At 63.6% G+C, this 26,348-nt stretch carries 23 protein-coding genes and 1 tRNA gene; 5 read left to right on the forward strand and 19 right to left on the reverse strand.

Features of this window, described 5'->3' with window-relative positions:
* Window position 1 precedes the first annotated feature (1 nt).
* Window positions 2-286, reverse strand: coding sequence for a hypothetical protein (locus tag ACVWWD_RS11515; protein WP_023783391.1), 285 nt, complete (start codon window positions 284-286; stop codon window positions 2-4).
* A gap of 458 nt (window positions 287-744) precedes the next feature.
* Between ACVWWD_RS11515 and ACVWWD_RS11520 the strand changes: the two genes are divergently transcribed.
* Window positions 745-4,155 (forward strand): acyl-[ACP]--phospholipid O-acyltransferase, encoded by a 3,411-nt coding sequence (locus tag ACVWWD_RS11520; RefSeq protein ID WP_023792545.1) that lies wholly within the window; start codon window positions 745-747, stop codon window positions 4,153-4,155.
* A gap of 52 nt (window positions 4,156-4,207) precedes the next feature.
* On the opposite strand, the gene ACVWWD_RS11525 is transcribed toward ACVWWD_RS11520, so the two are convergent.
* The 9 genes from ACVWWD_RS11525 to ACVWWD_RS11565 form a co-directional block, all read right to left on the reverse strand.
* Window positions 4,208-5,446: a DUF1501 domain-containing protein gene (locus ACVWWD_RS11525; protein WP_457103073.1), complete on the reverse strand. Its 1,239-nt coding sequence runs from the start codon at window positions 5,444-5,446 to the stop codon at window positions 4,208-4,210.
* A gap of 46 nt (window positions 5,447-5,492) precedes the next feature.
* On the reverse strand, window positions 5,493-6,998 hold the full coding sequence (locus tag ACVWWD_RS11530; protein WP_352547633.1) for a DUF1800 domain-containing protein: 1,506 nt from the start codon (window positions 6,996-6,998) through the stop codon (window positions 5,493-5,495).
* A 109-nt stretch (window positions 6,999-7,107) separates the two neighbouring features.
* On the reverse strand, window positions 7,108-7,389 hold the full coding sequence (locus tag ACVWWD_RS11535) for a GCG_CRPN prefix-to-repeats domain-containing protein (protein ID WP_352547635.1): 282 nt from the start codon (window positions 7,387-7,389) through the stop codon (window positions 7,108-7,110).
* A gap of 107 nt (window positions 7,390-7,496) precedes the next feature.
* On the reverse strand, window positions 7,497-7,958 hold the full coding sequence (locus ACVWWD_RS11540; protein ID WP_352547637.1) for a periplasmic heavy metal sensor: 462 nt from the start codon (window positions 7,956-7,958) through the stop codon (window positions 7,497-7,499).
* A complete protein-coding gene (locus ACVWWD_RS11545) occupies window positions 7,955-8,407 on the reverse strand; it encodes a hypothetical protein (RefSeq protein ID WP_352547639.1) in 453 nt (150 codons plus the stop codon). The genes ACVWWD_RS11540 and ACVWWD_RS11545 overlap by 4 nt, the downstream gene beginning before the upstream one ends.
* A gap of 110 nt (window positions 8,408-8,517) precedes the next feature.
* Entirely contained in the window at window positions 8,518-9,072 is a 555-nt protein-coding gene (locus ACVWWD_RS11550) for an RNA polymerase sigma factor (protein ID WP_352547641.1), read from the reverse strand.
* A gap of 33 nt (window positions 9,073-9,105) precedes the next feature.
* On the reverse strand, window positions 9,106-9,522 hold the full coding sequence (locus tag ACVWWD_RS11555) for an EF-hand domain-containing protein (RefSeq protein ID WP_352547643.1): 417 nt from the start codon (window positions 9,520-9,522) through the stop codon (window positions 9,106-9,108).
* Between the two features lie 210 nt (window positions 9,523-9,732).
* Window positions 9,733-9,921, reverse strand: coding sequence for a YodC family protein (locus tag ACVWWD_RS11560; RefSeq protein WP_023772633.1), 189 nt, complete (start codon window positions 9,919-9,921; stop codon window positions 9,733-9,735).
* A gap of 661 nt (window positions 9,922-10,582) precedes the next feature.
* Window positions 10,583-10,658 (reverse strand) — tRNA-Thr (locus tag ACVWWD_RS11565).
* Window positions 10,659-10,946: 288 nt separating this feature from the next.
* Here ACVWWD_RS11565 and ACVWWD_RS11570 point away from each other — a divergent pair.
* Window positions 10,947-12,095 carry a hypothetical protein gene (locus ACVWWD_RS11570; RefSeq protein WP_023772635.1) on the forward strand — a complete coding sequence of 383 codons (1,149 nt, stop codon included), beginning with the start codon at window positions 10,947-10,949 and terminating at the stop codon, window positions 12,093-12,095.
* Between the two features lie 54 nt (window positions 12,096-12,149).
* Here ACVWWD_RS11570 and ACVWWD_RS11575 read toward each other — a convergent pair whose 3' ends face one another.
* From ACVWWD_RS11575 to ACVWWD_RS11585, 3 genes are read right to left on the reverse strand one after another with little or no spacing between them, the layout of a single operon-like run.
* A complete protein-coding gene (locus ACVWWD_RS11575; RefSeq protein WP_023772636.1) occupies window positions 12,150-12,968 on the reverse strand; it encodes an isocitrate lyase/PEP mutase family protein in 819 nt (272 codons plus the stop codon).
* 44 nt (window positions 12,969-13,012) lie between these two features.
* Window positions 13,013-14,614: a cisplatin damage response ATP-dependent DNA ligase gene (locus ACVWWD_RS11580; protein WP_352547722.1), complete on the reverse strand. Its 1,602-nt coding sequence runs from the start codon at window positions 14,612-14,614 to the stop codon at window positions 13,013-13,015.
* A 4-nt stretch (window positions 14,615-14,618) separates the two neighbouring features.
* Window positions 14,619-15,629, reverse strand: coding sequence for a ligase-associated DNA damage response exonuclease (locus ACVWWD_RS11585; RefSeq protein ID WP_352547646.1), 1,011 nt, complete (start codon window positions 15,627-15,629; stop codon window positions 14,619-14,621).
* A 150-nt stretch (window positions 15,630-15,779) separates the two neighbouring features.
* Here ACVWWD_RS11585 and ACVWWD_RS11590 point away from each other — a divergent pair, with 150 nt between their 5' ends.
* From ACVWWD_RS11590 to ACVWWD_RS11600, 3 genes are all read left to right on the forward strand, one after another.
* On the forward strand, window positions 15,780-16,694 hold the full coding sequence (locus ACVWWD_RS11590) for a class I SAM-dependent methyltransferase (protein WP_352547648.1): 915 nt from the start codon (window positions 15,780-15,782) through the stop codon (window positions 16,692-16,694).
* Window positions 16,695-16,802: 108 nt separating this feature from the next.
* Window positions 16,803-17,162, forward strand: coding sequence for a hypothetical protein (locus ACVWWD_RS11595; protein WP_023772640.1), 360 nt, complete (start codon window positions 16,803-16,805; stop codon window positions 17,160-17,162).
* Window positions 17,163-17,176: 14 nt separating this feature from the next.
* Window positions 17,177-17,704 carry a P-loop NTPase family protein gene (locus ACVWWD_RS11600; protein ID WP_023792516.1) on the forward strand — a complete coding sequence of 176 codons (528 nt, stop codon included), beginning with the start codon at window positions 17,177-17,179 and terminating at the stop codon, window positions 17,702-17,704.
* Between the two features lie 13 nt (window positions 17,705-17,717).
* Here the strand turns inward: ACVWWD_RS11600 and ACVWWD_RS11605 are convergent, their stop codons facing one another.
* The 6 genes from ACVWWD_RS11605 to ACVWWD_RS11630 are packed head-to-tail and all read right to left on the reverse strand — an operon-like array spanning window position 17,718 to window position 26,333.
* Entirely contained in the window at window positions 17,718-18,659 is a 942-nt protein-coding gene (locus ACVWWD_RS11605; RefSeq protein ID WP_352547651.1) for a 2-hydroxyacid dehydrogenase, read from the reverse strand.
* A gap of 30 nt (window positions 18,660-18,689) precedes the next feature.
* Window positions 18,690-20,321: an ABC transporter ATP-binding protein gene (locus ACVWWD_RS11610; protein ID WP_352547653.1), complete on the reverse strand. Its 1,632-nt coding sequence runs from the start codon at window positions 20,319-20,321 to the stop codon at window positions 18,690-18,692.
* A complete protein-coding gene (locus ACVWWD_RS11615) occupies window positions 20,318-21,463 on the reverse strand; it encodes an ABC transporter permease (protein WP_023772644.1) in 1,146 nt (381 codons plus the stop codon). Before ACVWWD_RS11615 ends, ACVWWD_RS11610 begins: the two co-directional genes overlap by 4 nt.
* Entirely contained in the window at window positions 21,463-22,557 is a 1,095-nt protein-coding gene (locus tag ACVWWD_RS11620; protein WP_015314055.1) for a microcin C ABC transporter permease YejB, read from the reverse strand. The genes ACVWWD_RS11615 and ACVWWD_RS11620 overlap by 1 nt, the downstream gene beginning before the upstream one ends.
* 30 nt (window positions 22,558-22,587) lie before the next feature.
* Window positions 22,588-24,456 carry an extracellular solute-binding protein gene (locus ACVWWD_RS11625; protein WP_352547656.1) on the reverse strand — a complete coding sequence of 623 codons (1,869 nt, stop codon included), beginning with the start codon at window positions 24,454-24,456 and terminating at the stop codon, window positions 22,588-22,590.
* Window positions 24,456-26,333 (reverse strand): extracellular solute-binding protein, encoded by a 1,878-nt coding sequence (locus tag ACVWWD_RS11630; RefSeq protein ID WP_352547658.1) that lies wholly within the window; start codon window positions 26,331-26,333, stop codon window positions 24,456-24,458. Before ACVWWD_RS11630 ends, ACVWWD_RS11625 begins: the two co-directional genes overlap by 1 nt.
* Between the last annotated feature and the right edge of the window lie 15 nt (window positions 26,334-26,348).

Below are 26,348 nucleotides of genomic sequence, written 5' to 3' on the forward strand. Positions count from 1 at the left end.
TTCAGCGGTTGCCCTCCGCCGACTGGAGTGGTGCGGCGAGGCTGTGAAGCGGCGCCGCCTGCGGGAAGAGATGCAGCAACCCCGAATCGACGCGCCGCCGCAGATGCGCATCGACCTCCGCCCGGTCCTGGCAACCATGGAACCTGCCGCCGCAGGCCGAAGGTCGAGAGCGTGTAGAAGGGCGGTAGGCAAGTGACTCCGGTCTTGCCAGCGCGTCCTCGCCGGCAACGGCATCGACGAACGGCTTTGTCGCCGACGATTGATGATCGCCGAACTCGAGCACCACGGCGCCGCGTCTCCCGGTCTCCGCGTCCCGGCGCTCGAGGAACCCTGGTCGCACTCAGCGTATGCGTCTGCAAACATGTCGAACACCGGAACGCGTCATCAGCCGACCCCAATAGTGCTTGCTTGGTCGGCGCGTCTTTCTAAGCGGCCACAACGGGGGCATCTATGACAAGGGGGGAAGACAATTCCGTCTCGGTGATGTATTTGTGAACGTCGTTCATTTTCTTGTTGAACATTGTTCAAAAAGTGATAAGTTTGAGAAATGAACGGCGTTCACCGTCCGAAGGACGACACTCGACACGCCGAAAAGGGTGGAGGGTCCCAACTCCTGAGTACTGGAGAACGTCACAGGCAGTAAGGAAGTTAACCAGCTCATTGATATCTCTGCGATTGAAACAGCGCACGCAACCCGCAGGGTCGTCGGCACAGTGCCGGATGGTCCGCCAAATGGAAATCGCCATGAACACGCATCTGATGTTGTCCCGGCGCTTTGCGCCACTTTTCTGGACGCAGTTCCTGTCCGCATTCAACGACAATTTCCTCAAGAACACGCTGGTGTTCCTGATCCTCTTCACACTGGCCGCCGATCAGGCGGCCTCGCTCGTCACTTTGGCCGGCGCCGTGTTCATGGCTCCATTCCTGCTCCTGTCGGCGCTGGGCGGCGAGATCGCCGATCGCTTCGACAAGGCGCTCATCGCCCGCCGGCTGAAATTTGCCGAGATCGGCGCCGCTGCCGTGGCGGTCGTCGGCATCGCGCTGTCCTCCATTCCGGTGCTGATGACAGCGTTGTTGATGTTCGGCATCATCTCGGCGCTGTTCGGGCCGATCAAATACGGCATCCTGCCCGATCATCTCGAACGCAAGGAATTGCCGGGGGCCAACGCCTGGATCGAGTCGGCGACTTTCGCCGCCATCCTCGGCGGCACCATCGCCGGCGGCGTGGTCTCGGCCGATGGCATCGGCGTCTCGGTCTTCGGGCCGATCATGATGATCCTCGCCGTCGGCTGCTGGTTCGTCAGCCGCTACATCCCTTCAACCGGCTCCGCGGCGCCCGACCTCGTCATCGACAGCAATGTCTTTCGCTCGACCTGGCGCCAGGTCAGCGAATTGCGCACGGACACGCGGATCTGGCGCGCCGGCCTGATGACGTCCTGGTTCTGGCTGATCGGTGCCATTGTCCTTTCCATCCTGCCGACGCTGGTCAAGGATCAGCTCGGCGGTGGCGAGATCGCGGTCACCGCCTATCTCGCGGTGTTCGCTATCTCGATCGCCATTGGCTCGGCAATCGCCGCGTGGATGTCGCAGGGACGCATCGTGCTTTTGCCCGCACCGGTCGGCACGGCGCTGCTGGCGCTGTTCGGCCTCGACCTCGCATGGACCATCTGGAGCATGCAGCCTTCGCCCAGGTCCGAAACCCTTGGCCTCTTCTTCGCCGGGCCAAACACCATCCGTGTTGCGATCGACCTCGCCGGCATGGCCATCTCCAGCGCCTTCCTGGTGGTGCCGACCTTTGCCGCCGTGCAGGCCTGGTCGCCCGAGGCGCGCCGCGCCCGGGTCGTCGCCGCAGTCAGCATCGTCAACGCCGGCTTCATGACTGTCGGCGGCTTGCTCGTCGCTACCATCCAGGCAGCCGGCGTCTCAACGGGAAGCATCCTGTTCGGCCTCGCCCTGGCTAATGCCATCGCCGCCTGGCTGATGCTGAAATACCTGCCGACCAATGCCTTCCGCGATTTTGTCTCCATTCTTTTCCGCGCCTTCCACCGGCTGGAAGTCGAAGGCCTGGACAATCTCAAGGCCGCGGGCCCGGCGCCCATCCTGGCGCTGAACCATGTCAGCTTCCTCGACGGACCGCTGGCTCTGACGCTGACCAATGAGGAGCCGGTCTTCGCCATCGACTATACCATTGCGCAGGCCTGGTGGATGAAGCCGTTTTTAAAGCTGACCCGGGCGCTGCCGCTCAATCCATCCAAGCCGATGTCGACACGCACGCTGATCAAGATCGTACAGAACGGCGACCCGCTGGTCATCTTCCCCGAGGGCCGCATCACCGTCACCGGCGGGCTGATGAAGGTCTATGACGGCGCCGCCATGGTGGCCGACAAGACCGGCTCGATGGTGGTGCCGATCCGCATCGAGGGGCTGGAGAAAAGCCCCTTCTCGCGGTTGACGGCGCAGCACGTGCGCCGCCGCCTGTTCCCGAAGGTCAAGGTGACCATACTGCCGCCGGTCAGGCTCAAGGTCGACGACGAGCTGAAGGGACGCAAGCGGCGCGCCGCCGCCGGCGCCGCGCTCTACCAGGTGATGTCCGACCTCGTCTTCCGCACCCAGCATATTGACAAGACCGTGCTCGAAAGGATCATCGAGACGGCGACCGAGCGCGGCATGAAGCAACTTGCCGTGCAGGATCCGGTCACCGGTTCGCTGAGCTACGGCAAGTTGCTCACGGCTGTCGCCGTGCTCGGCGAGAAGTTCGAAATGCTCTATGCCGGACAGGACACGCTCGGCATCATGCTGCCCAACGCCAATGGCGCCTGTGCCGCGCTGCTCGGCGTCATGTCCGCCGGCAAGGTCCCCGCGATGATCAACTTCACCGCCGGTGCCGCCAACATCCTGTCCGCTTGCAAGGCGGCGCAGGTAACCACCATTCTGACCTCGCGGGCCTTTGTCGAGCAGGCCAAGCTTGGCGCGATCGTCGAGGAGATCGGCCGCTCGGTCAACATCGTCTGGCTCGATGATCTGCGCGCGACCATCGGCCTCAAGGACAAGCTGCTCGGCCTGCTGCGCAAGAGTACGCCCAGGGTTGCCCGCAAGGCCACCGACGCGGCCGTGATCCTGTTCACCTCGGGCTCCGAAGGCACGCCGAAGGGCGTCGTGCTCACCCATCGCAACATCCTGGCCAACGCCGCGCAGGCCGCCTCGCGCATCGATTTCCATTCGGGCGACAAGGTGTTCAACGTTCTGCCGATCTTCCATTCCTTCGGCCTGACGGCAGGCACGGTGCTGCCGCTCGTGTCCGGCGTCCCGGTCTATTTCTACCCTTCGCCGCTGCACTACCGCATCGTGCCGGAACTGGTCTATGCCTCGAATGCGTCGATCATCTTCGGCACCGACACTTTCCTCAGCGGCTATGCGCGTACAGCGCATCCCTATGATTTCCGCTCGGTGCGCTATTGCTTTTCCGGTGCGGAGCCGGTCAAGGCCTCGACCCGCGAAACCTACATGGAGAAATTCGGCCTGCGCATTCTCGAAGGTTACGGCGTTACCGAGACGGCGCCGGTGATCTCCATCAACACGCCGATGTACAACAAATCGGGCACGGTCGGAAAAATCATGCCCGGCATGGAATATCGTCTGGAGCCGGTGATCGGCGTCGAGGGCGGTGGACGGCTGTTCGTGCGCGGCCCCAACGTCATGGCGGGCTATCTCCGGGCCGAAAAACCGGGTGTGCTCGAACCCCTGCAAGATGGCTGGCACGACACCGGCGACATCGTCAGCATCGACGATGCTGGTTTCGTCAGCATTCGCGGCCGCGCCAAGCGCTTCGCCAAGATCGGCGGCGAAATGATTTCGCTGGCTGCGGTGGAAGCGCTGGCGGGCGAGTTGTGGAAAGGTTCGCTCTCGGCGGTCGCGACCGTACCGGACCCGCGCAAGGGCGAAAAACTGGTGCTCGTCACCGAGGCCGAGAAAGCGACGCGCGCCGAGTTTCTGGCGTTCGCCAAGGCAAGCGGCGCGATGGACCTGATGGTGCCGGCTGAAGTGCGCGTCGTGGCGCATGTGCCGGTGCTTGGCTCGGGCAAGATCGACTTCGTCGGCGTGACCAGGCTGGTGCGCGGCGAAGCCTTGCAGGCAGCCAAGGTCGAGGCCGCCTGATCGCGGTGGACAGCGAGACGGCGCCGCGGCGGGAACGCGGCGCCCCAGAACTTCAGGCGGTCAGGTTCATCATCGGCTTCACCGCACCTGAGTCCGGAAACACTTTCTCGCCGAGCACCGAGGCCGAAAGTCCGAACTGGTCGGCGAGCAGGCCTTTCAGCACCGCCCTGACGTCGCTGGTCGGCGCAAGGTCACGCTGCTGGTAGAGTTGCGCGGGCTTCAGCCCCGGCCAGTCGGCGATGACGCGGCCGCCCTTGATCGCGCCGCCGGCGAGCAGCACCACGGTGCCGGTGCCGTGGTCGGTGCCGACCGTGCCGTTGATCCGCGCCGTGCGGCCGAATTCGGTGATGGCGACGATCGCCGTATCTTTCCAGCGTTCGCCGAGGCCTTTTTCGAATTCCTCGAAGGCCCCGTCGAGGCCGCCGAGCAGGCTGGCGAGACGGCCGGTCGCGCCGCCTTCGTTGACATGCGTGTCCCAGCCGTCGAAGGCGAGTGCCGCGACACGCGGCCCGTCATCGGCGGCGATCAGCCTGGCGGCACCTTGCGCGGCTTGCCGTATGCCGGCGGCGCTGTCGAGGCCGCCTTTCGGCTTCATCGTCTTGGCGCCCATCTGGTCGTCGAGCGCCATGCGATCGGCGTCGAGACCTTTTTGCAGCGCGACGGCCAGAACCGGATCGCGATGCTGGTAGAGATCGAGAACGCGCGCCGCGAGGTCGCCGGCCGGTGCCGGCAGCGATTGCGGCGCCCAGCCGAGCACGGGAGCCGCGCCACGGATCACCAGCGGCGTCGACGCTCCGACGGCCAGGCCACCGAGTGTCGCTACGCGGTCGCCCGCCGGCAGGTTCTCCAGCGCCCGATTGAGCCAGCCGGTGGCGACATGGCCGGGACCGGCAAAGCCGCTTTCCAGCACATCCTGGCCATCGAAATGCGAGCGCTCGCGATAGCCGGTCGCGGCGGCGTGCACGACAGCCGCCTTGTTGTTCTTGAACAGCCGCGCAAACACCGGCATCGCCGGATTGACCGCGAAGAATGCATCGAGCGGCAGCGCCGGGTGCGGGCCGGTGAGCGACAGGGCGATGTCGCCATGCAGGCCGGCATAGTCGGGATCGCCGACCGGACCGACGGTCGACAGGCCGTCCAGCGCACCGCGCAGCACGATGACGATCAGGCGCGGGTCGCGGTTGTCGGCGGCACGGGCGAAGCGCGGCAGATAGGCCCAGGCAAACAGCGCGCCGCCGGTCGTCAGCACGTCGCGGCGGGACGGGTGAGGGGTTTCGCACAGCAGGCTCATGACTTCCTCTCCATGGGCGTTGTCGGCGCCGGACCTATCGTTCGATCTATCGTCGCTGGAACTCGGGCGCCAACAGCAGCAGCGCCAGTCCTTGCTGCTTGGACTCCGCGCGGGCGACCGCCTGGCGTGTTTCGGGCGAGGCGGAGGGACCGATGACCGCGTCGAGCATGCCGTTGGGGTCGCCGATGTCCTTCACTTGCCGGGCGGCCTGCCATGCGATCTCGAGGCGGGTCTTCATGCCTTCCGCCGATGCCCAGCTGTCCGCCTGGTCGGAAAAGCCGTTCGGCCCCGGCGGTCGCCAGAGCGGCTCGCCCAGCGCGTTGAGCCAGTTGAGCGACTGGCCAGGGTCGTTCGTCGGGCCGGGACCGGCTGCTCGGCGGATGGCCGCGACATAGTCGAAGGGCGAGCGCATCTTGGCCAATGGCGTCGACCACGCTTCCGGCATGTCGACGAGCGCTGCCGCCACTGCCCTGAGATTGCCGTCGCGTTTGGCGAACACCTTGGCGAGGCGGGCGACCGCCGCCGACGGCGGGTCGTCGGCTATGAAATGGCGGGCAAGTTGCGTGGCGATGTGTCGAGCGGTCGCCGGATGACGGGCGATGTCATTGAGCGCGGCCTCGGCCTGGCCCATGCCGCCAGCCGGATAGGTCTTGCCGAGCAGCACCGCGTCACCCGGCTCATGCGCATTGGCGTTGAAGACGGAACTGCCGGGTTCGCCCAGCCGTCCTTCCCGTCCGGCCATCATCCAGCCGGTCAGGATGCGCGCGAAGCTGGTCACGTCGGCTTGGCTGTAGCCGCTGCCGACACCGAGCGTGTGCAGTTCCAGGATCTCGCGGGCGAGGTTCTCGTTGAGGCCGCGCTGGCGGTTCTTGCCGGCGCGGGAGTCCGGGCCAATCGACTGCTGGTTGTCGAGATAGAACAGCATCGCGGGATGCCGCTCGACCGCCATGAGCATGTCGGCGAAGCGCCCGAGCACGAAAGGCCGGATGGCTTCCCGTTCGAACGCCCCGGCGCTGGCGCGAACGATGTTGTCCTTGGCGATGGAGACGCAGAAATGGTTCGACCAGAAATAGACCAGGCGCTCGACGAAGCCGACCTCTGCCTGCATTGCCTTGTAGAAGCGCGCCTGTGCCTCGGCCCGGAACAACATAATTTCGACAGGCGGCACGGCGGGTTTGGCAGCGGGCGGGGCGACGGGCGGCGACGTGGCCGGTGCGGCGGATGGCGGCATAACCGGGCCCGCGGCTGGCGTGCCCGCTTGCTGCTGCTCCGTCGTCATCCGCTCCCGGTCCCGCTTGCGCTGGAGATTTGCCGCCATGCTGGCCTGGATGGCCGGCGTGCTCCCCTTGAGGTCGGCATAGGCGGGATCGTCGAGCGATATCATGGCGGCGTCGGGCCGCCGCAGCTCCGCCTTAAGATAGCCGCGAGGGTCGCCGGCCAGTCTTTCGCGGTCACCCGGCCGGGCTCCAAGGCCGAAGCGGTTGAAGGCTATCAAAGCGGGATCTGGCAGGGCGGGATCTGGCGCAATGGGCCCTTTGGTCGCGACAGCCATGTCAACGCTCCATCGTTGGATCTCACGCGACGCTCGATCGGGCTATTGCCCCACTTAAACCGGGGATAGGCGGCCGGGCAGGCGGATGCCGCCCGGCCCTTCCGCGCGCTTACCAGCGGTGCCAGCGGTGCCAGTGGCGGTGCGGATGCCAGCCGTAGTAGGCCGGGCCGTGCCAATAGCGGTAACGCGGATACACCACAACACGGTTGGGAACGCAGCGCCCCCAGTGATTGGGATGCCATCCAGGCCCGCAACCCCAGGCCACGTGCTCGATCAGTGCCGGGGCGGCCGGCTGCGCCACCATCGGCATGGCGGCGGAGGTCGCGACGGTTGCGGCGGTTCCGGTCAAGGCGAGGACGGCTGCCGCCGCATATTGTGTCAGACGGTTCATGAGTTACTCCGAATGTTCTCCGAGAATGAAAACCTGTGCGCACCGATCGGTCCGGCAGGCTGCCCTTCCCTGGGTTAAACGGCCCTGCGGGCGTTTTCCGTCGGCCGTCACGGCGCTTTTTTTGGCTCTGCCTCTGGCTTCGGTTTCGGCCCGGCCCGCCTGGCCAGCCCGTCCGCGAGCACGTTGCGATCCGCGGCCGAACCCGCCGTCGCGAACTCGACGATGCGCTGCTCAAGCCGCGTGCGCACGGCGACGTCGGCATTGCGCGCCCGGTCCAGCGCGGCCGCCAGGGCCGTCGTGTCGAGGACCGGCTGACGAAGCAGGTCGGCTGCCTCGCGCCTGGCCTGCTGGCCATCGAGGATGACCTGGCGGGATTCGCGCCGAACTTCGCGCAGCGCCTTTCGAAACAGCATGCGCTCCTGGTCGGGAAGCCGGCTTCCGGCGGCTTCAAGCGAATAGCCCTGGCCGGGCTTGCCGCTTCTTATCCAGACCGCTCCGCCGGCAAGCGCGCCGGCCAGGAAGACATTCAGCACCACGGATGCGATGACGAGGTTGCGGCCCTTGCTCATAGGTCCTCCTCGATCGTCTCGCCATCGGACCCGGCATCGCCGAACGCCGTCGCATTGGCATCGAGCACATAGCGGTCGGGCTGAAACTCCGGCGTGACGACGCTCACCAGGGCCAATCCGGCGATGGCGCCGGCCAGGCCGATGCCGGCGAGTCCAAGACCCAGCCACCAGGCCCGCCGGCGCCGGCGCTGGACGAGCAGCCGGTCGGCCATTCGCAGGATGCCGCCGTGCAGCGCCGGGCCGGGCGCCATTACATCATAGCTGTCGAGCAAGGCATCGAGTTTGCCTGCCTGCCCCAATATGGCCGCCCCCATCTCGGTCCTTGCGAACATCGCGCCGGCCGTGCGGTCGGGCTGCGGCCACCGCCGCAAGTCGCCGCCATAGGCCGCCGCCAGAGCCGCAAAGCGCTCGGCATCCATTGCCGGTTGGTTCCTGGACCCATCAGACATCGGTCTATCCTTTGCCGGTTGGAGCCGCGTGTCCGGTTGGATTTCCGGGAACTGGCCACCGGGCGCGCCCGACGTACGGTGAACGCCTTGCAAACATGATCGCGGCTTTCTCATTCATCGACACTCTCCTTGGCCAGGATCGCCTGCAGCGCCCGCCGGCCGCGCGAAAGCAGGCTTTCCAGGGCATCGACGCTGATCTCCAGGGTCGCGGCCGCCTCCATGTTGGACATCTCCTGATAGTAGACCAGGAGGATCGCCTCGCGCTGGCGCGGCGCGATTGCCTGCAAGGCCTGCTCGACCCGATGCGCCGCTTCGCCGGGATGGGCATCGGGAAGCGGGGCGGGATCGACAATGTCCGGCACTTGGTCGGTCACCTGTTCGCGGCGCCGGCGCAGCCGGTCGGAACACAGGTTGAGCGTCACCCGGTGGATCCAGCTGTCGAAGCGTGCATTGCCGCGCCGCCAGCCCGATGCGTGACGCCAGATGCGCATAAAGGTTTCCTGCGCGACATCCTCGGCCTCCGCCGCATCGCCGAGCATGCGCGCGGCCAGCGAAAGGATGCGCGGCAGCTTGCGCGCGACGAGCGTCCGCACCGCCGCCGGGTCGCCGGTGCCGACCCGGCGAACCAGCTCCTCGTCCGGGTCGGGGCTCATGGGCTGGCGCATACCCAATGTCCATCATGCGTCATAGCCTCTTGGTCATTGCTCTGGCTTGGGAGCGGATTTGTGGCCCGGCATCTCGTCGCCCGTCAGAATGCCGTCGCCATTCTTGTCCAGCCTGGCAAAGCGCTTGGCGAAGAACGCATCGAGCTCGGCCCGGTCGATGAAGCCGTCATGGTTGGAATCGACGCGCGCGAAGGATTTTGCGGGATCGCCCTTGACGTTGCGTTTGGCTTGAAAAGCCTCCCATTCCAGCAGGCTGATCTTGCCGTCGCCGTCCGTGTCGGCGGCCATGATCGCCTTCTCTCGCCGCTTCTGGAACTTGGCCAGCGTGATGTCGGACTTGGCAGCCGTCGCGGCGGGCGGTGTGGCGGCCGGTGGCTGTGTCGCTGTCTGGGCCAGAGCCGCGGTGGTCAGCTGGCTCAGGGCAGCGGCAAGGATCGAACGGCGTATCATGCTTCACGTCTCCGGTTGGCGCATTGCCACGGCCCAATGCCATGGGTGACGCTTCAACCGTTAAACGTTGTGATCGCGGAAATCCGTCGGTCGCCATGCCTGTCTTGCCGCTTGCCGGCGATGGACCTTGGCGGCCCAAGGTACGGCAGAACACCTCGTCCGGCGCATCTGAATTGCGCCGGACCGGCCCGCCCGTTGGCGACGCGAGAATTACGTCGATTGGTCGGCGGCTATCAACTGATCCGATTTGAAGCCGGCATGCTGCGGAGTCCACACATCGCCGTCTTTATTGAACCAGTGGCACAGATACATGCCGGAAGCGGCGCCGTCGCTGACCGTCATCTTCGGGCCTCCCGACCTCAGCTTGACGACGTCTCCGGTCTTGAAAATGTTGGGCATTTCGACCTCCCATGCTGACACCGGACATTTCATACCAAAACCGGGGCTCCGACAATGGCATATGGGTCTGCTGGGCTACTGTCTTATGCGGCAACGCGGAGGCATCGCTGACGGCGCCATCGGGGCGAAACCGGGCGCCCAAGCAGGTCAGTCCACCTCGATCACACGCCTAGCCGGCTTTCCGGTCGGCTCCCGTCGGCGTGCAGGCGGAGATTTGTCCGCCAATGCCTCTTGCTGCAGTCTCTGCTCCCTCAGGCGGGTTGTCTTAGCGTCCCTTGCGTGACGCTCGGCATCCAGCACCAGCCTCGCCTCGCGGTCCGCTCTTGCCAGCTTTTCCTTGTCGACACGCCTTGGCAATTCAAAACCTCCTGTCCATGGAACTGTCGGCAGGAAATGTGCGACCCAAGTGTCTGTTCCAAAAAAATAGAAATGCGCGGTTCATCATTTGTTATTGAGATTTGAAAATCCCGGATTGCTCGCTTTCGCGAGTTTCCGGGCCCCGAGGAAGTCGCGACTTGCTCGTGGGTCTTCGGATAGACCTGCACCGGTCCCGAGTTGTTGTCGATGGCGGGCAGCTCCTTGCATCCATGGCAAACGCAAACGGCCGGGATTCGGCCATCTTCGGCGCGCCCAGGCAGCTTCGACCATCGGTTTGAAAAACTGGTGCCGCTTAGGTGACTCGAACACCTGACCCCATCATTACGAATGATGTGCTCTACCAACTGAGCTAAAGCGGCCCGGGAGGCCAAGGCCTCCAAGATGGGCAGGGTGATAGACTCAACCGGACGCGAATTCAAGATGCGACTTGGCAAATCATGCAAGGGCCGCGCCCCGATCAAAACCGGCGTTCTGGCGCCCCTGCATGCCGGAATCGCCGACATGTTCCGATTTTGTTTGCCGGAACATCGTGAAAATGGCCTTTGGACGGCCTGTCGAGGCAGAATGCGGCTGCCCGCCCGTTGATTGATTGGTCGCCTGCGGCTAACCATCACGAAAGCTTGGGACAATTTGCAGAGGGATCTCGCTTGGACGCGATCGAAAAAGCGATCCGGAACGCCCTGGATAAGGGCAATGCCGAGGACCGTGCGTTCCGCGAGAGGGTCTATCGTTCGGCCTTCGCCGCGCTCGACCGAGCGCTCCAAGCCAATCCCGGCGTGACCGTGGAAGTCGCCATCAAGCGCCGCAAGGCGATCCAGGCGAAAATCACCGAGATCGAATCCGAATACCTGCCGGCGGTGCCAGGCGTTGCCCCGCAGATCGACGCGCCGGCGGTCGAGGCCGCTGCCGGCGCAGCGCCAGCGGTCGACGAGGCGGGCCCAAGGGCGTCATCGCTCGCTGTCACCGTCGACGGTCCCGGGCAGCCCGCTTCCGACGCGCCGCGCTCGCGCGTGCTGCCGGTGGTTCCCGACATCATGCCGGATGCGGCTCTGCCGGGTGCGCCAGCCATCGACATGTCGGTTCCTGCCTCTTCCGGTGCCGCGACGGAAGTCGCGCCCGATCGCGATGAGCGACGCATTCGAGGCCGGCGCCTGCCGCTGACCGCCATTTTCTTCACGGTGACGCTGCTCGCGGCGATTGGCATCGGACTGTACTTTGCCATGCAGACCGGTGTGTTCAAGACGGCCGCGGAGCTCAATACCGCGCCTCCGGAAGCGCCGCCGACCGTCGAGGACGACGATTTCACCCCGGCCGATGGCGCCAACGCGCCGGCAAAGCCCGGTGCCGCGGACCAGTCGCGCGACTGGATCGATGTGTTTTCGCCGACCGACCCGACGCATGTCGCCGCCCCGTCTGACGCCAAGGCCGAGGTGATGAAGGACGACAGCGGGCCGTTCCTGCGCATCCAGTCAGGCGCCTCCGGCTCGGCGATCGCCTTCGACGTCGGCCAGGGCGTGCTGGAAAAACTCGCCGGCAAGCACGCCGTGTTCGACATCATCGCCCGGGCCGAGGACGGCAAGGACACGCAGATCTCCGTCGACTGCAATTTCGGCGAACTCGGCGACTGCGGCCGCAAGCGTTACGCGGTCGGCCAGCAGAAGAACGAATTTCTGTTCGACGTGAAGTTTCCCGACAAGCATCCGGGGTCCGCCGGAACCATCGCCATCAATTCCGATTTCGACAAGCAGGGCAAGGCGGTCGACGTCTACGAGATCCGTGTCTCGGTCGAACCTTGAGTCGAACCCTGGGGGAACATCGGTGGTGATGGCCGGAGGCGGCCCCTTACGGATTTATATCACCGGTTTTGGGCTGCGTAGATCACCCCAGGCCGGAGCAGATTCCAGTGCGGTGAAGTCGCCTGTCGCAATATCCTGACAGATGGACATCAGCGCTCCGCCGGCCGCGCGGGCAAGCGATCCGCCAACACTGACCCGTCGCACGCCCGCTTGCGCAATCTGGTCAAGGGTCAATCCGGAGACACCTTGGCCGATCACATGATTTACAGGAGCACTGACCGAGCGGCAAAGCCTCTGGAGGGATGCCAGATCCGGCACCCCGGGCGCATAAACGACCTCAGCACCGACAGTCTCGAAGGCCTTTAGGCGGCGAATGGCCTCTTCGAGACCATATGTCCCCTTGCCGAGGCCATCGGCGCGCGCGGTAAGGACGATGTTGTGTTTTCGCGCGGCATCGGCCGCCGCAGCGACACGCGCAACTGCATCGTCGAAATCGCGTATCGGCAAATTCGATCTCGGCTGCCGGTCCTCGATGGACAGCCCCGCCAATCCAGCCTTCGCCGCGAGCAGAACGGTCTCGGCAATGCCCTCAGGAGTATCCGCGTACCCGTCCTCCAAATCAGCGGTGACCGGAACATCGGTCGAAGCTGCTATCTCGGCGGCATACGTCAGGCTCTCGTCGCGGCTGACTTCCAGCGCTCCATCTCTCCTGCCCTTCGAGAACGCATAGCCCGACGATGTTGTTGCCAAAGCCCTGAAACCCAAACCCACCATCATCCGGGCGCCGGCTATGTCCCAGGGATTGGGGACCACGAAGCAGCCGGATTTGTGAAGAGCGCGAAAACACTCAACCTTGTCGGATCGGGAAACCATGTGCGCTCCTGTCTGGAATGGAACTTTCGGTTCGGGATTTCGGTCTAGCCATCGAGCAGCGCTTGCAGCGTTTCGATGCGATCGGCCTCGTTGGCCGGCTTGTCCCAGCGCAATCGTGAAATCCTGGGGAAACGCATGGCCACACCCGATTTGTGCCGGGTCGAACGGTTGAGTCCCTCGAAGGCGACTTCCAGCACCAGGCCATTGTCGCGGTCGGCGCGCACCGAGCGCACCGGTCCAAAACGCTCGACGGTGTTGTCACGGACATATTTGTCGATCTGCTTCAGCTCTTCATCGGTGAATCCGAAATAGGCCTTGCCGACCGGCACGAGTTCCTCCTCGCCCTCGGCCCCGGACCAAACGCCGAACGTGTAGTCGGAATAGAAGCTCGAGCGCTTGCCGTGGCCGCGCTGGGCATACATCAGTACGGCGTCCACCGTATGCGGATCGCGCTTCCATTTGAACCATGGACCCTTAGGCCGGCCGGCGACATAGGGCGAATCCCAGCGCTTTAGCATCACGCCTTCGATGATCGGATGCGGCGGCGCACGGCGCAGGTCCTCGAGCGATTGCCAGTCCGTGAACGCGACGAAGGGTGAGAGATCGAAGCGGCTGGGGTCGAGCGTCCCGATGAAGGCTTCGAGCCGGCCGCGTCGCTTGGCGAAGGACAATCCGCGCAGATCCTCGGCACCGATCTGCAGCACGTCGTAACAGCGCATGAAGGCTGGATACTGCTGCTGCATCTTCGGCGTCACCGTCTTGCGGTTCAGCCGTTGCTGCAGGTCCGAGAAGGTTCCCGTCGCCGCCCGCGGGTCGCCGACCAGCAATTCGCCATCGAGCGCGGCGGAAAAATGCATGGCGTCGGCGAGATCCGGAAAGGCCCCTGAGACATCATCGCCGGTGCGCGAATAGAGCCGGCGGATGCCGCCTTCGGCCACCGCCTGGACCCGGATGCCGTCCCATTTCCATTCTGCCGCGTAGTCGGCGGGATCGAGCTTTTCGAGGTCGCTGTCGCCGACCGGGTTCGACAGCATGACCGGGCGAAACAGCGCCATCGCCGTGTTGCGCGGTTTTTCGGCTTTGCCTTCCAGCCAGGCGAACAGCGCCGTGTAGGGCGGCGATAGCCCATGCCAGAGCTCTTCGATCTCGGCGACGTCGACCTTGCCGAAATCGGCCAGCGCCTGTTTGGCCAGCCGCGCCGAGACGCCGATGCGCAGGCCGCCAGTGACCAGCTTGATGAGGGCAAAGCGCGCCGAGATGCCGGCGCTGTCGAGCAGCCCCGTCAGCACCTTCGGTCCATCCGAGCGGCTTGCCGCCTGCAGCTTGGCCACCACCTCGCCAAGCGTCGGCTCGCGGTTGGCCATCCTGCCAGGCGTTTGCGGCCAGACCAGCGACACCGTCTCGGCGAGGTCGCCGACATAATCGTAGGAATAGCCGAACAGCACCGGGTCCATGCGTTCGGTGACCAGCGTGCGCAGCATCGCCGGCTTGACCGCGGCAATCCTGAGATCGCCGGTTATGGCCGCCAGCGCCAGGCCGCGATCGGGATCCTCGACGCTGCGGAAATAGTCGGTCAAAAGGGTCAGCTTGCCGTTGCGCGACGGCGTCAGCACCAGGCGGTCGAGAAGCTCGGCGAAGCGGTTCATGCCGTCAATCGCCCTCATCCTCATAGCCGACCAGATGCAGCGGCCGTGCCGCGATGCCTTCCAGCTCGCACCAGCGCACCAGCGCTTCCTCGCGGCCATGCGTGACCCAGATTTCGGCGGCTCCGGTCTCCTTGATGGTGGCGGTGAGTTCATCCCAGTCGGCATGGTCCGAGATGATCAGCGGCAGTTCGACGCCGCCTTGTTTGGCGCGCTGGCGGATGCGCATCCAGCCCGACGCGAAGCACGAGATCGGATCGGGAAAGCGCCGCGCCCAGCGGTCGGCGAAGGCCGATGGCGGGCCGACCACGATGGCGCCCGCGAAATCTTGCTTGGCCCCGCTCTCCACCGTCGCCGGCTCGAGATCGCCGAGATCGATGCCCTGGCTCTGGTAATACGCGCTGAGCTTGGCCAGCGCGCCATGGATGTAGAGCGGCTTGTCGTAACCGGCGTCGCGCAACAGCCGCATCACGCGTTGCGCCTTGCCCAGCGCGTAAGCCCCGACCAGATGCGAGCGCTCCGGGAATTGCGCCGCCGATTTCAGCAGCCGGGCGATCTCTTCCGTGTCTGGCGGATGGCGAAACACCGGCAGGCCGAAAGTCGCCTCGGTGATGAAGATGTCGCAGTGGATCGGCTCGAAGGGCGCGCAGGTCGCATCTTTCCGCCGCTTGTAGTCGCCGGAGGCGACGATGCGCCTGCCCCGATGCTCGACCGATATCTGCGCCGAACCCAGCACATGGCCGGCCGGATGAAAGCTGACATCGACGCCGTTCAGGGCAATCGTCTCGCCGAGCCTGGCTGCCTGCGTCGTCCCCGCGAAATCCTCGCCGTAGCGAAGTCCCATGATGTCGAGCGTCTGCTGTGTCGCAAGCACCGAGCCGTGGCCGGAACGCGCATGGTCGGAATGGCCGTGCGTGATCAGCGCCCGGTTCACCGGCCGCACCGGGTCGATGAAGAAATCGCCCGGCGGGCAGTAGAGGCCTTCGGGCCGGGGATGAAGCAGGTCGCTGGCGCGCATGGTCCCAAGATAGGATATAATTCCGCCGCGGAAAGCCTGTTGTTCGCGACTGCTGACTCCCGGGCAAAGCCTGTCCAATTCGGTTCTGCTTAGGCATTCTTTGCTCTACACAGATGGGCGGCCGGCTCCCTGCAGGTGGAAAACATCATCATGAAACCGCTTCAGACCTCATCGGGCGATCTGAACGCCGATCGTCGTGCCGACTATGCCGAGATGCTGTTTGCCTCCGGCGACCACGCGGCCGCGGCCGAGTTGCTGATTGGCGCACTGGAGCTGGCGCCGCAATGGGCAATGGGCTGGTTTCGCCTAGGCGAGATGCAGGAGGCATCGAGCAGGCTCGACCTGGCGGCGCAGGCCTGGGACATGTCGCTGAAACTCGATCCGGCCGATCGCCAGGGCGCGGCCCTCAAATTGCAGCTGATCGGCAAAGGTCCGGTCGCCGCGGCGCCGCCCAGCGCCTTTGTCGAAACGCTGTTCGACCACTATGCCGAGACATTCGAGGAGATGCTGGTCGGCAAGCTCGATTACCGGTTGCCCGAGGTGCTCGACGCTGCCATCCGCAAGGCAAGGCCGGGCCGCCTCCGCCTGGCGCTCGACCTGGGTTGCGGCACCGGACTGATGGGCGAGAAGCTGAGGCCGATCGTCAACCGGCTGGAGGGAATCGACATCTCGGCAAGGATGCTGAAGAAGGCGCGGGCAAAGGGCATCTACGACGCGCTGACGAAAGCGGATTTGCAGGATTTTTCCCATTCAGGCGACAAGGCCGATCTGGTGACATCAGCCGACGTGCTGATCTACATCGGCGCGCTGGAAGGCCTGATCGGGACGGTCGCCTGCCTGCTCGCCGAGGGTGGCCTGTTTGCCTTTTCAGTCGAGAGTCTAGCAAGCGGCGACTTCGCGCTGCAGCCTTCCCGACGCTACGCCCATTCGGAACCCTATATCAGGCGGACCCTCGGGGCCAACGGGCTTTCGATCCTGGCGCTGGAGCCAACGACCATCCGGCAGGATCGCAGTGAGCCTGTCAAAGGGCTGGCCGTTGTGGCACGCAAGGCTCACGCAGCTTGAAGCGTGCATGACCATCATCCTGCTGCTGCGAAAAAGTCCGATTTGCGTGCGCGACTGATATTTGCGATCTGGTCGCATCAGGGCGGGATATCAGGAGGAGCATATCGGATGCGCTGGAACATGATGATATTGGCCTCTTGCCTGGCGGCAGCCGGCTGCGTGGGCAATTCAGCGTCCGAGCGGCAGGACGCCAACGTCGAGTCATCGCTGCAATATGACAGCGTGCCATGCGATCAGCTGCTGGCGCAGCGCAACGGATTGGCGCAGCAATATAATCTCCCGACGACCGCCAAGCCGACCTTTTCCAATCCCGCCATGGGCTTTGGCCCGTTCACGCCCGACATGCGTTCCAAGGCTCAACGCGACAGCGACAAGGCGTCAGGCGAAATCGATGCCATGAACCGGTCGATCGATCGCCGCGACTGCGGCAAACCGGACAAGCAGAAGAAGTTCGCTCTGCCTGGCTGATGCATGTTGCCCAGATGAAGCTCTCGGACCTCGGCGACCGCATCTGCATCCTGGGGCCATCGAACAGCGGCAAGTCGACGCTTGCCGACGCGATCGCGCGCAAGCGTGGCCTTACACCCATTCATCTTGATCTGCTCTTTCACCTGCCCAACACGGATTGGGTGCAGCGTCCGAGGGACGAGTTCATTGCCTTGCATGACGCCGCGATTGCCGGCGAGCGGTGGGTGATGGACGGAAATTATTCGGTTTGCATGCCGCAACGCTTCCAGCGCGCGACCGGATTGATCCTGCTGGACATTTCCACCCCGGCAAGTCTGCTGCGCTATTTCAGGCGTACGTTGTTCGAGAAGGAGAGACGCGGAGCCTTGGAGGGTGGGCGCGACAGCATCAAATGGGACATGATCCACCACATTGCAGTGACCACGCCGAAAAACCGCTCAAGATCCCGGGTGGCGTTCGAGCAGCTCGACCTGCCGAAGCTGCAACTGTCGTCGGTCCGGGTGATCAAGAAATGTTTTCAGGACTGGGATTTGGCCAGGTGACGAGGACGTCTGGCTAGTATCCTGCCTTGCGGTCCACCAGATTGTCGAGCTTTTCGCCGCGTTCGAAAGCATCCATCTGGCGCAGCATGAGTGGCGCCAGATGGGCTGGATCGGAGGTCGCCGCGGCATGCGGCGTCACGAACACCTTCGGGTGGTTCCACAACGGGCTCGTCTTCGGCAGCGGCTCGACCTCGAACACGTCGAGGCTCGCCTCCTTCAGCGTGCCGTCATCCAGAGCGCGCAAGATGTCGGCGTCCTTCTGCAGGCGGCCGCGTCCGGCATTGATCAGCACCGAGCCGCCGAGTCCGTTGCGTTTCCTCAATTCCTTCAGCACGCCGTAGTTTATGATGCCTTGCGTGTCCGGCGTCAGCGGCAGAAGCACGACCAGAATGTCGGTGGCGTTGAGGAACGGAATCAGCCCGGCTTCGCCGCCATACGTCGCCACCCCTTCCATTGGCCGGTCCGTGCGCGACCAGCCATTGACCGCAAAGCCCAGCGACAGCAGCGCCGAGGCTGCGGCGCGGCCGAGACTGCCGAGTCCCATGATGCCGATGGAAATGTCACCGGCCGGCCTCTGCTGCGGCTCGTGCCAGATCTTCTTTGGCTGCTGCGACCGGTAGAGCAGGCCCTGGCGATGGTGATCGAGCACCCGCCAGACGACGTACTCGGTCATGTACTGGGTGAGGTTGTCGGCGACCACCTTGACGATCGGCACGTCCGGCAGGCCGGGATCGGCGAAGATATGGTCGACGCCGGCACCGATCGAGAAGATGGCGCGCAGATTAGGCAGCGACGACATCAAATTAGGCTTCTGCTTCCACACCACCGCATAGGTGATCGAGGGATCCTTGGCTCCATCCGGTTCCAGCACCACCTCGCGCTCGGCCGACAACAGGTCGCGCCAGCGCTGCGGATGAAAGCCGGTGACGGCAAGCAGGATGCGGCCTTTTTCCATCGCGGTTCGTTCAGTCCTTCCTTGTGCGGATCACTCGCTGACCACGCCCGTCGGCGCGGTCTCGATCTTGAACGCGGCCGAGATCAGAGCCCGAGTATAGTCGGTTTGCGGATTTTCAAAAATCTGTTCGGAAGGGCCGGCTTCGACGATCTGGCCGTTGCGCATGACGATGACGTCATTGGCCAGCGCCCGGATGACCTTGAGGTCGTGGCTGATGAAAAGATAGGCGAGGTCGTGCTTGGCCTGCAAATTGCGCAGCAGATCGACGACCTGCGCCTGCACGCTCATGTCGAGCGCCGATGTCGGCTCGTCCAGCATGACGAAGCGCGGGTTGAGCACCATTGCGCGGGCGATGGCGACACGTTGGCGCTGGCCGCCGGAAAACTCGTGCGGATAGCGGTTGCGGGTCGCCGGATCGAGCCCGACCTCCTTCAACACGGCGGCCACCTTGTCGTCGCGCTCGTCGGGCGACAGCTTCGGCTCGTGGATCTTCAGGCCTTCCTCGATGATCTCGGCGATCGACATGCGTGGGCTGAGCGAGCCGAACGGATCCTGGAAGACGATCTGTAATTCGCGCCTGAGCGGTCGCATGGCGTTGAAGGTGAGCTGGTTGATGTCGCGGCCGTTGAACTGGATCGTCCCGGTCGACGAGATCATGCGTGCCAGCGCCAGGCCGAGCGTCGTCTTGCCCGAACCGGATTCGCCGACCACGCCCAGCGTCTGGCCGGCGCGCACGGTGACGTCGATGCCGTCGACCGCCTTAACATGATCGATCGTGCGCCGGAAGAACCCCTGCTTGATCGGAAACCAGACCTTGATGTCCTTGCCGGTCATGACAGGCTTGGCGTCGGCATTGGCGACCGGCGGTTTGCCTTTCGGCTCGGCGGCCAGAAGATGGCGCGTATAGGGGTGCTGAGGGTTGACGAAGATGTCCTTGGTCGGTCCGGTCTCGACGATCTTGCCCTTGGTCATCACGCAGACCCGGTCGGCGATCTTGCGCACGATGCCGAGGTCATGGGTGATGAACAGCATCGACATGCCCTTGCGGCTTTTGAGGCCCGCGAGGAGTTCGAGGATCTGTGCCTGCACGGTGACGTCGAGGGCGGTCGTCGGCTCGTCCGCGATTAACAGTTCCGGCTCGTTGGCGAGCGCCATGGCGATCATGACGCGCTGGCGCTGGCCGCCAGACAGTTGATGCGGATAGGCGTCCAGCCGCTTCTGCGGATCGCGGATACCGACCTCGTTGAGCAGGGCCAGCGTGCGCGCCTTGGCCGGTCGGTCGGCCATGCCCTGATGCAGTTTCAGGATTTCGACGATCTGGTGCTCGATCGTGTGCAACGGATTGAGCGAGGTCATCGGCTCCTGGAAGATCATGGTGATCTTGTTGCCGCGCACCTGGCGCAACTGCTTCTCGCTCATGGCGAGCAGGTCGGCACCCTGGAACAGGATCTTGCCCGAGGGATGGCTGGCGCTGGGGTAGGGCAGCAGCTTCAGCACCGACAGCGCCGAGACCGATTTGCCTGAGCCGGATTCGCCGACCAGCGCCACAGTCTCGCCCCTGGCGATGTCGAACGAGATATGATCGACGGCGACAGACTGGCCGCCGCCCTGGCTGAAGGCGACGCTGAGGTCCTGTACGCTGAGCAAGGGAGCATCGCTCATTTGAACGTCTTGCGCGGATCGAAGGCGTCGCGCGTCGCCTCGCCGACAAAAACCAGCAGCGACAGCATCAGTGAGATGACGACGAAGCCGGAAATGCCGAGCCACGGCGCGTTGAGGTTGCGCTGCGCCTGCTTGAGCAGTTCGCCGAGCGAGGCCGAGCCGGGCGGCAGGCCGAAGCCGAGATAGTCTAGCGAGGTCAGCGTCGAGATCGAGCCGCTCAGCAAAAAGGGCAGGAAGGTCAATGTCGCCACCATGGCGTTGGGCAGCAGATGCCGGAACATGATGGTGCGGTTGGGCACGCCGAGCGCGCGCGCCGCGTTGACATATTCGAAGTTGCGGGCGCGCAGGAACTCCGCCCGCACCACCCCGACCAGCGCCACCCAGGAAAACAACAGCATCAGGCCGAGCAGGATGAAGAAGCCCGGCGGCAGGATGGCGGCGACGATGAGCAGCAGATAGAGCACTGGTATGGCCGACCAGATCTCGATGAAGCGCTGGAACAGGAGATCGGTCCAGCCGCCGAAATAGCCCTGCAAGGCACCGGCGCCGACGCCGATCAGCGCCGATCCCGCGGTCAGGATCAGGCCGAACAGCACCGAAATGCGGAAGCCGTAAATGACGCGCGCCAGCACGTCGCGCGCCTGGTCGTCGGTGCCGAACCAGTTCCAGTTACCGACATTGCAGGCCGGGTCATCGGCTCCTTGTGGATATTGGTTGCAGCGCGTCTTGGCATCATATTCCCATGATGGCTTGGCCGGCGCTGCTTCCGGAATGGCGTTGTTGACGGTCTGGTAGGAATAGCGGATCGGCGGCCAGATCATCCAGCCATGGGCGTTGATCTCGTCCTGGATAACCGGGTCGCGGTAATCGGTGACGGCATAGAAGCCGCCGAATTTTTCCTCGGGGTACGCGACCATCACCGGGAAAAGGATCTCGCCCTTGTAGGAAGCGATGATCGGCTTGTCATTGGCGATGAATTCGGCAAACAGCGACAGCACGAACAGCACGAGGAAAATCCACAGCGACCAGTAGCCGCGCCGGTTGGCTTTGAAATTCTGCAGGCGGCGCTTGTTGAGCGGCGACAGGAACGGCCGCGGGAGCCGCTCCGGCAAGACACCGGCGGTGACGCTTGCCTCCGACATCAGATGTCTCTCCGCTCGAAATCGATGCGCGGATCGACCCAGGTGTACATCAGGTCGGACAGGAGCCCGACGAAAAGGCCAAGCAGCGAGAAGATATAAAGGTTGGCGAACACCACGGGATAGTCGCGCTCGACCACCGACCGGAAGCCGAGCAGCCCGAGCCCGTCGAGCGAAAAGATGTTCTCGATCAGCAGCGATCCGGTGAAGAAAGCCGAGATGAACGCACCCGGGAAGCCGGCGATGACGATCAGCATGGCGTTGCGGAAAACGTGGCCATAAAGCACCTGCCGTTCCGACAGGCCCTTGGCGCGCGCCGTCACCACATACTGCTTGCGGATTTCCTCCAGGAAGGAGTTCTTGGTCAAAAGCGTGGTCGTTGCGAAGGCCGACAACACCAGCGCCGTCAGCGGCAGCGTCATGTGCCAGAAGTAATCGACGATCTTGGCCGGCCACGACAATTGATCCCAATTGTCCGAGACGATGCCGCGCAACGGGAACCAGTCCCAGAATGAACCGCCGGCGAACAGCACCATCAAAAGGATGCCGAACAGGAAGCCCGGAATGGCATAGCCGACGATGACGACGCCACTGGTCCAGACGTCGAAGGGCGTGCCGTCCTTCACCGCCTTGCGAATGCCGAGCGGGATCGAGATCAGATAGGACAACAAAGTGATCCAGAGCCCGATCGAAATCGATACGGGCATCTTTTCGAGGATCAGGTCGAGCACCGAGATGTCGCGGAAATAGCTGTTGCCGAAATCGAACCTGGCATAATTCCACAGCATCATGCCGAAGCGCTCGAGCGGCGGCTTGTCGAAACCGAACTGCTTCTCCAGCTTCTTGATGAATTCCGGATCGAGACCCTGGGCGCCGCGATATTTCGAGCTGACATCGCCGGCGACATCGAAATTGGAGCCGCCTGCATCGCCGCCGCCACCGCCGAGGCGGTCGCTGCCGCCCTGGTTGGTCAGCTTGGCGATGACCTGCTCGACCGGCCCGCCAGGCGCGAACTGGATGACGGCGAACGATATCGCCATGATGCCGAACAGGGTCGGGATCATCAAAAGGATGCGGCGCAGTATATAGGCGCCCATCAGGCCTTCTGCCCTCGCGGGGCTGATATCTCAGCCTTTGCCAATTTTTGCCGCCTTATCCTTATCGAACCACCACAGCGCCTCGACCGGAAAGCCGAAATCGGGCTTTTGTTCAGGAAAGCCGAACATGTCCCAATAGGCGACTCGGTGATTCGCCAAGAACCAACTAGGAATCCAATCGCATCGCGCACGCAAGACCCGGTCGAGCGCTCGCATCGCCACGGTCAGGTTTTCACGGTCCTTTGCCGCGCCCACGGCATTGATCAGCGTGTCGACAGCGGGATCGGAGATACCCGGCAAGTTGCGGGAGCCGGAGACGCCGGCGGTGCTCGAATGGAAGAAGACTTCGAGATCATCCCGAGTCGGCGTCGCGCTGAACGAAAAAGCCGCGGACAAGAGGTCGAAGTCGAAACTCGCCTGCCTAGACTGGTATTGCGCCGAATCAACCAACCGTATCGTGGCGTCGATGCCGATCGCCTTCATGTTGGCCACCCAGGGCGAATAGACCTGGACGAAGGTGTCGTCATCGACCATGAACTCGGCTGAAAGCCGGCCCCCCTTGTCGTTAACGACAAAGTCGCCTGATCGCTTCCACCCGGCGGCGGACAGAAGCTTTGCCGCTTGGCCAAGCAGTTTGCGGTCGCGACCGGAGCCGTCGGATGCGGGCTGGGTCACTGCCTCGCCGAAGACCTCTGCCGGCAGCTGGCTTCGCAGCGGCTCCAGCAGAGCCAGTTCTTCCGGTGATGGTGCCCCTTCGGCGCGAAAGTCCGATTTCTCGAAGCAGGATTGCGAACGCTCGTACGAGCCGTAGAAGAAGTTGCGGCGCGCCCACTCGAAATCGAAACATAGCGCGATCGCCCGCCTCACCCTAGGGTCGCGAAACTGCTCTCGCCGCTGATTAACCGCGGTAGCCTGCATTGAGGGTCGCTTTTCGGCCGGGAATTCATGCTTGGCCACTTTGCCCGCGGTCATTGCAGGGAAATCATAGGCGGTGGCCCAAACCCGTGACACGAATTCCTCGCGATAAGTGATCTCACCCTTCTTGAAAGCTTCGAATCCGGCGTTGCGATTCTGATAGAATTCAATGCGGATGCGGTCGAAATTGTTCTGGCCGCGATTGACCGGCAGATCTCGGCCCCAATAGTCCGCCACGCGGTCGTATTCGATCCATGCACCCGCCGAGAAGCGGCCGACTTTGTAGGCGCCGGAGCCGAGCGGGGGATTCAACTGTGAAGAGTCGAATGGATTGGCAGTGTAAAAAGCCTTCGAAAGGATCGGGAATTCCACGACGTTGAGCACGGTGCGGGCCGATTGTTTGCCGGAAAAAGTAAGCCGAAGCGTTCGGTCGTCGACGGCAACGGCATCGACCATGTGCGTCAGCGACAGCGATAGGTCGGGATGGCCCTTCTCCTTGTAGAGCTTGAAGGTGAAGGCAGCATCCCGCGCCGTCAGCGGCGCGCCGTCATGGAAACGCGCCTCGGGTCGAAGCGAGAAGGTGAAGCCATTGCGGTCGTCGGAGAGCGTCACGCCATCCGCGATCTGGCCATAGACCGCGTCGGGTTCATCGAGCGCCCGCACCATCAGCGTGTCGAAACACATCTCCATGCGTGGCGGCGCATCGCCCTTGTTGGCGAAGGAGTTCAGCGTGTTGAAAGTCTGGGTATCCTGGTTGTAGCCCCAATTCGGTGGCGAGAAATTGAAGATGCCGCCAACGGGCGCGTCGACTTGGACATAGTCGAAATGTGGGAAATCAGGCTTGTATTTGAGGTCGCCGAAGGCGGAAAGGCCGTGCAGCTTGGTGCCGGTCGCAATGTTTGCAAAGGCTTTGCCCGGCATCAGCGCTGCGGCAGCGGCAGCGCCGCCCAAAGCCAGGAAATCGCGGCGGGGCAGGGCCGCCATCAATTCAGACCCTTGTACTTGGCCGCCAGCGCCTTTTCCTTGTCCGGGTCGATCCACCAGGAATCGATGTCAGCACCGACATAGGCAGGCTGTTTGTCGGGAAACTTGAACTTGTTCCAATAGGCCAGCCAGACCGCGGAGCGGTAATATTGCGGGACGACGTAGAAGTTCCACAGCAGGATTCGGTCGAGTGCGTGGGTGGCGGCGACGAGATCATCGCGATCGGTGGCGAAGATGATGCGATCGACCAGCGCGTCGACGACTGGATCCTTGATACCCATCAGGTTGCGCGAACCAGGCGCATCGGCGGCCTTGGAACTCCAGAAATCGCGCTGCTCGTTGCCGGGCGACTCCGACTGGCCGAACAGACCCGTCACAACATCGAAATCGAAATTGTTCACGCGGTTGATATACTGCGTCTGGTCGATGATGCGCAGGGTAGCGTCGACGCCGATCTTGCGCAGGTTGGCTATGTAAGGGCTGGCGATCACCTGGTCTGTGTCGTTCCAGCCGAGGATCTCGAACTTGAACGGTGCGCCTGTCTTGGCGTTGACCATCTTGCCGCCCTTGATGATCCATCCGGTCTTGGCGAAGAGATCGACGGCCTGCTTCAGATACTTTCGCTCCGCTTGCGGCGAGTCGTAGACGGGCAGCTTGAACTCCTGAGAGAAGAGTTCTGGCGGCAGCTTGTCGCGATACTTTTCCAGGATTTCCAGTTCCTTGCCCCGCGGCAATCCGCTGGACGCCAGTTCGGTACCTTGGAAATAGCTCGATGTGCGTGTGTTGAAGCCGAAGAACAAGGTGCGATTCATGCTCTCGAAATCGAAGGGTATGGTCAATGCCTCGCGGACCAGTCGGTCCTGGAACAGCGGCCGCCTCTGGTTTAGGACAAAGCCCTGCATCGGCTGTGGCGACCGGGTCTGGAAGTCCTTCTTGATGACGTCGCCGGCCCGGATGGCCGGGAAATTATAGGCTGTCGCCCATTTGCGGGAGCTGTATTCGCGGTTGACGTCTTCCAACCCGCCCTTGGTGAAGGCAAGCCAGGCGGCATTGTCGTCGAGGATGTAGGTGTATCGGCGCGTGTCGAAATTCTCGCGGCCGATCTTAACCGGCAGCTTGGCCGCCCAGTAGTCGGGCACGCGCTGCCAGACGATCTCCGAGCCCGGCTTGAAGCTGGCGATCTTGTAGGCAGCCGAACCGAGTGGAATTTCCAGCGTCGGTTTGGTGACGTCGCGCTTCTTGCCGTTGGCGTCCGTGCCTTCCCACCAATGCTTCGGCAGCACAGCGAGATCGCCAAGGATCTTCGGCAGTTCGCGGTTGCCCTTCTGGTTGAAATGGAACTCGACCTCGCGGTCGGAGATCGCCACCGCATCGGTGACGTTCTCGAAATAACGGCTGTATTGCGGGCTGTTCGCCTTCAGCACCTGGAAGGACCAGATCACGTCGTCGACCGTGATCGGCTGGCCGTCATGCCATTTGGCGCGGGGGTCGAGCCGGTAAGTCGCCGAGGAATAGTCGGCCGGGTATTTGTAGGCGTCGGCGATCAGAGGATGGCTGACGCTGCCCTCATCGGTCGCCTGCTCCATCAGCGTGTCGTAGAGCAGGCCGCCGCCGAAGCCGACAAGACCCGCCGCCGGCGATCCCTGGACGACATAGGGATTGAAGCTGTCGTAGGTGCCAAGCAGCACCGAATTCAGCGTGCCGCCCTTGGGCGCGCTCGGATTGACGTAGTCGTAGTGCTGAAAATTCTCGCCGTATTTGGACTCGCCGATCAGCGATGAGGTGGTCCGCCACTCGTCGGCCCGGGTCGCCTGCAACCCCGCCGCCAGCAGGGCCGTCGCCAGCATCGACCTCAGAAGCGTTCGGCCAACCATCATGCACTATCCTCTCGC

It is taken from the genome of Mesorhizobium sp. URHB0026, from assembly GCF_054059755.1.

Coding starts and splice junctions, on each gene's coding strand:
- ACVWWD_RS11575 (WP_023772636.1), bottom strand. CDS start 12,968: ATGGTTTCCCGATCCGACAAGGTTGAGTGTTTTCGCGCTCTTCACAAA.
- ACVWWD_RS11550 (WP_352547641.1), bottom strand. CDS start 9,072: ATGCGCCAGCCCATGAGCCCCGACCCGGACGAGGAGCTGGTTCGCCGG.
- ACVWWD_RS11595 (WP_023772640.1), top strand. CDS start 16,803: ATGCGCTGGAACATGATGATATTGGCCTCTTGCCTGGCGGCAGCCGGC.
- ACVWWD_RS11540 (WP_352547637.1), bottom strand. CDS start 7,958: ATGAGCAAGGGCCGCAACCTCGTCATCGCATCCGTGGTGCTGAATGTC.
- ACVWWD_RS11585 (WP_352547646.1), bottom strand. CDS start 15,629: ATGCGCGCCAGCGACCTGCTTCATCCCCGGCCCGAAGGCCTCTACTGC.
- ACVWWD_RS11520 (WP_023792545.1), top strand. CDS start 745: ATGAACACGCATCTGATGTTGTCCCGGCGCTTTGCGCCACTTTTCTGG.
- ACVWWD_RS11535 (WP_352547635.1), bottom strand. CDS start 7,389: ATGAACCGTCTGACACAATATGCGGCGGCAGCCGTCCTCGCCTTGACC.
- ACVWWD_RS11580 (WP_352547722.1), bottom strand. CDS start 14,614: ATGAACCGCTTCGCCGAGCTTCTCGACCGCCTGGTGCTGACGCCGTCG.
- ACVWWD_RS11620 (WP_015314055.1), bottom strand. CDS start 22,557: ATGGGCGCCTATATACTGCGCCGCATCCTTTTGATGATCCCGACCCTG.
- ACVWWD_RS11590 (WP_352547648.1), top strand. CDS start 15,780: ATGAAACCGCTTCAGACCTCATCGGGCGATCTGAACGCCGATCGTCGT.
- ACVWWD_RS11560 (WP_023772633.1), bottom strand. CDS start 9,921: ATGCCCAACATTTTCAAGACCGGAGACGTCGTCAAGCTGAGGTCGGGA.
- ACVWWD_RS11545 (WP_352547639.1), bottom strand. CDS start 8,407: ATGTCTGATGGGTCCAGGAACCAACCGGCAATGGATGCCGAGCGCTTT.
- ACVWWD_RS11530 (WP_352547633.1), bottom strand. CDS start 6,998: ATGGCTGTCGCGACCAAAGGGCCCATTGCGCCAGATCCCGCCCTGCCA.
- ACVWWD_RS11555 (WP_352547643.1), bottom strand. CDS start 9,522: ATGATACGCCGTTCGATCCTTGCCGCTGCCCTGAGCCAGCTGACCACC.
- ACVWWD_RS11610 (WP_352547653.1), bottom strand. CDS start 20,321: ATGAGCGATGCTCCCTTGCTCAGCGTACAGGACCTCAGCGTCGCCTTC.
- ACVWWD_RS11600 (WP_023792516.1), top strand. CDS start 17,177: ATGAAGCTCTCGGACCTCGGCGACCGCATCTGCATCCTGGGGCCATCG.
- ACVWWD_RS11625 (WP_352547656.1), bottom strand. CDS start 24,456: ATGGCGGCCCTGCCCCGCCGCGATTTCCTGGCTTTGGGCGGCGCTGCC.
- ACVWWD_RS11630 (WP_352547658.1), bottom strand. CDS start 26,333: ATGATGGTTGGCCGAACGCTTCTGAGGTCGATGCTGGCGACGGCCCTG.
- ACVWWD_RS11615 (WP_023772644.1), bottom strand. CDS start 21,463: ATGTCGGAGGCAAGCGTCACCGCCGGTGTCTTGCCGGAGCGGCTCCCG.
- ACVWWD_RS11525 (WP_457103073.1), bottom strand. CDS start 5,446: ATGAGCCTGCTGTGCGAAACCCCTCACCCGTCCCGCCGCGACGTGCTG.
- ACVWWD_RS11605 (WP_352547651.1), bottom strand. CDS start 18,659: ATGGAAAAAGGCCGCATCCTGCTTGCCGTCACCGGCTTTCATCCGCAG.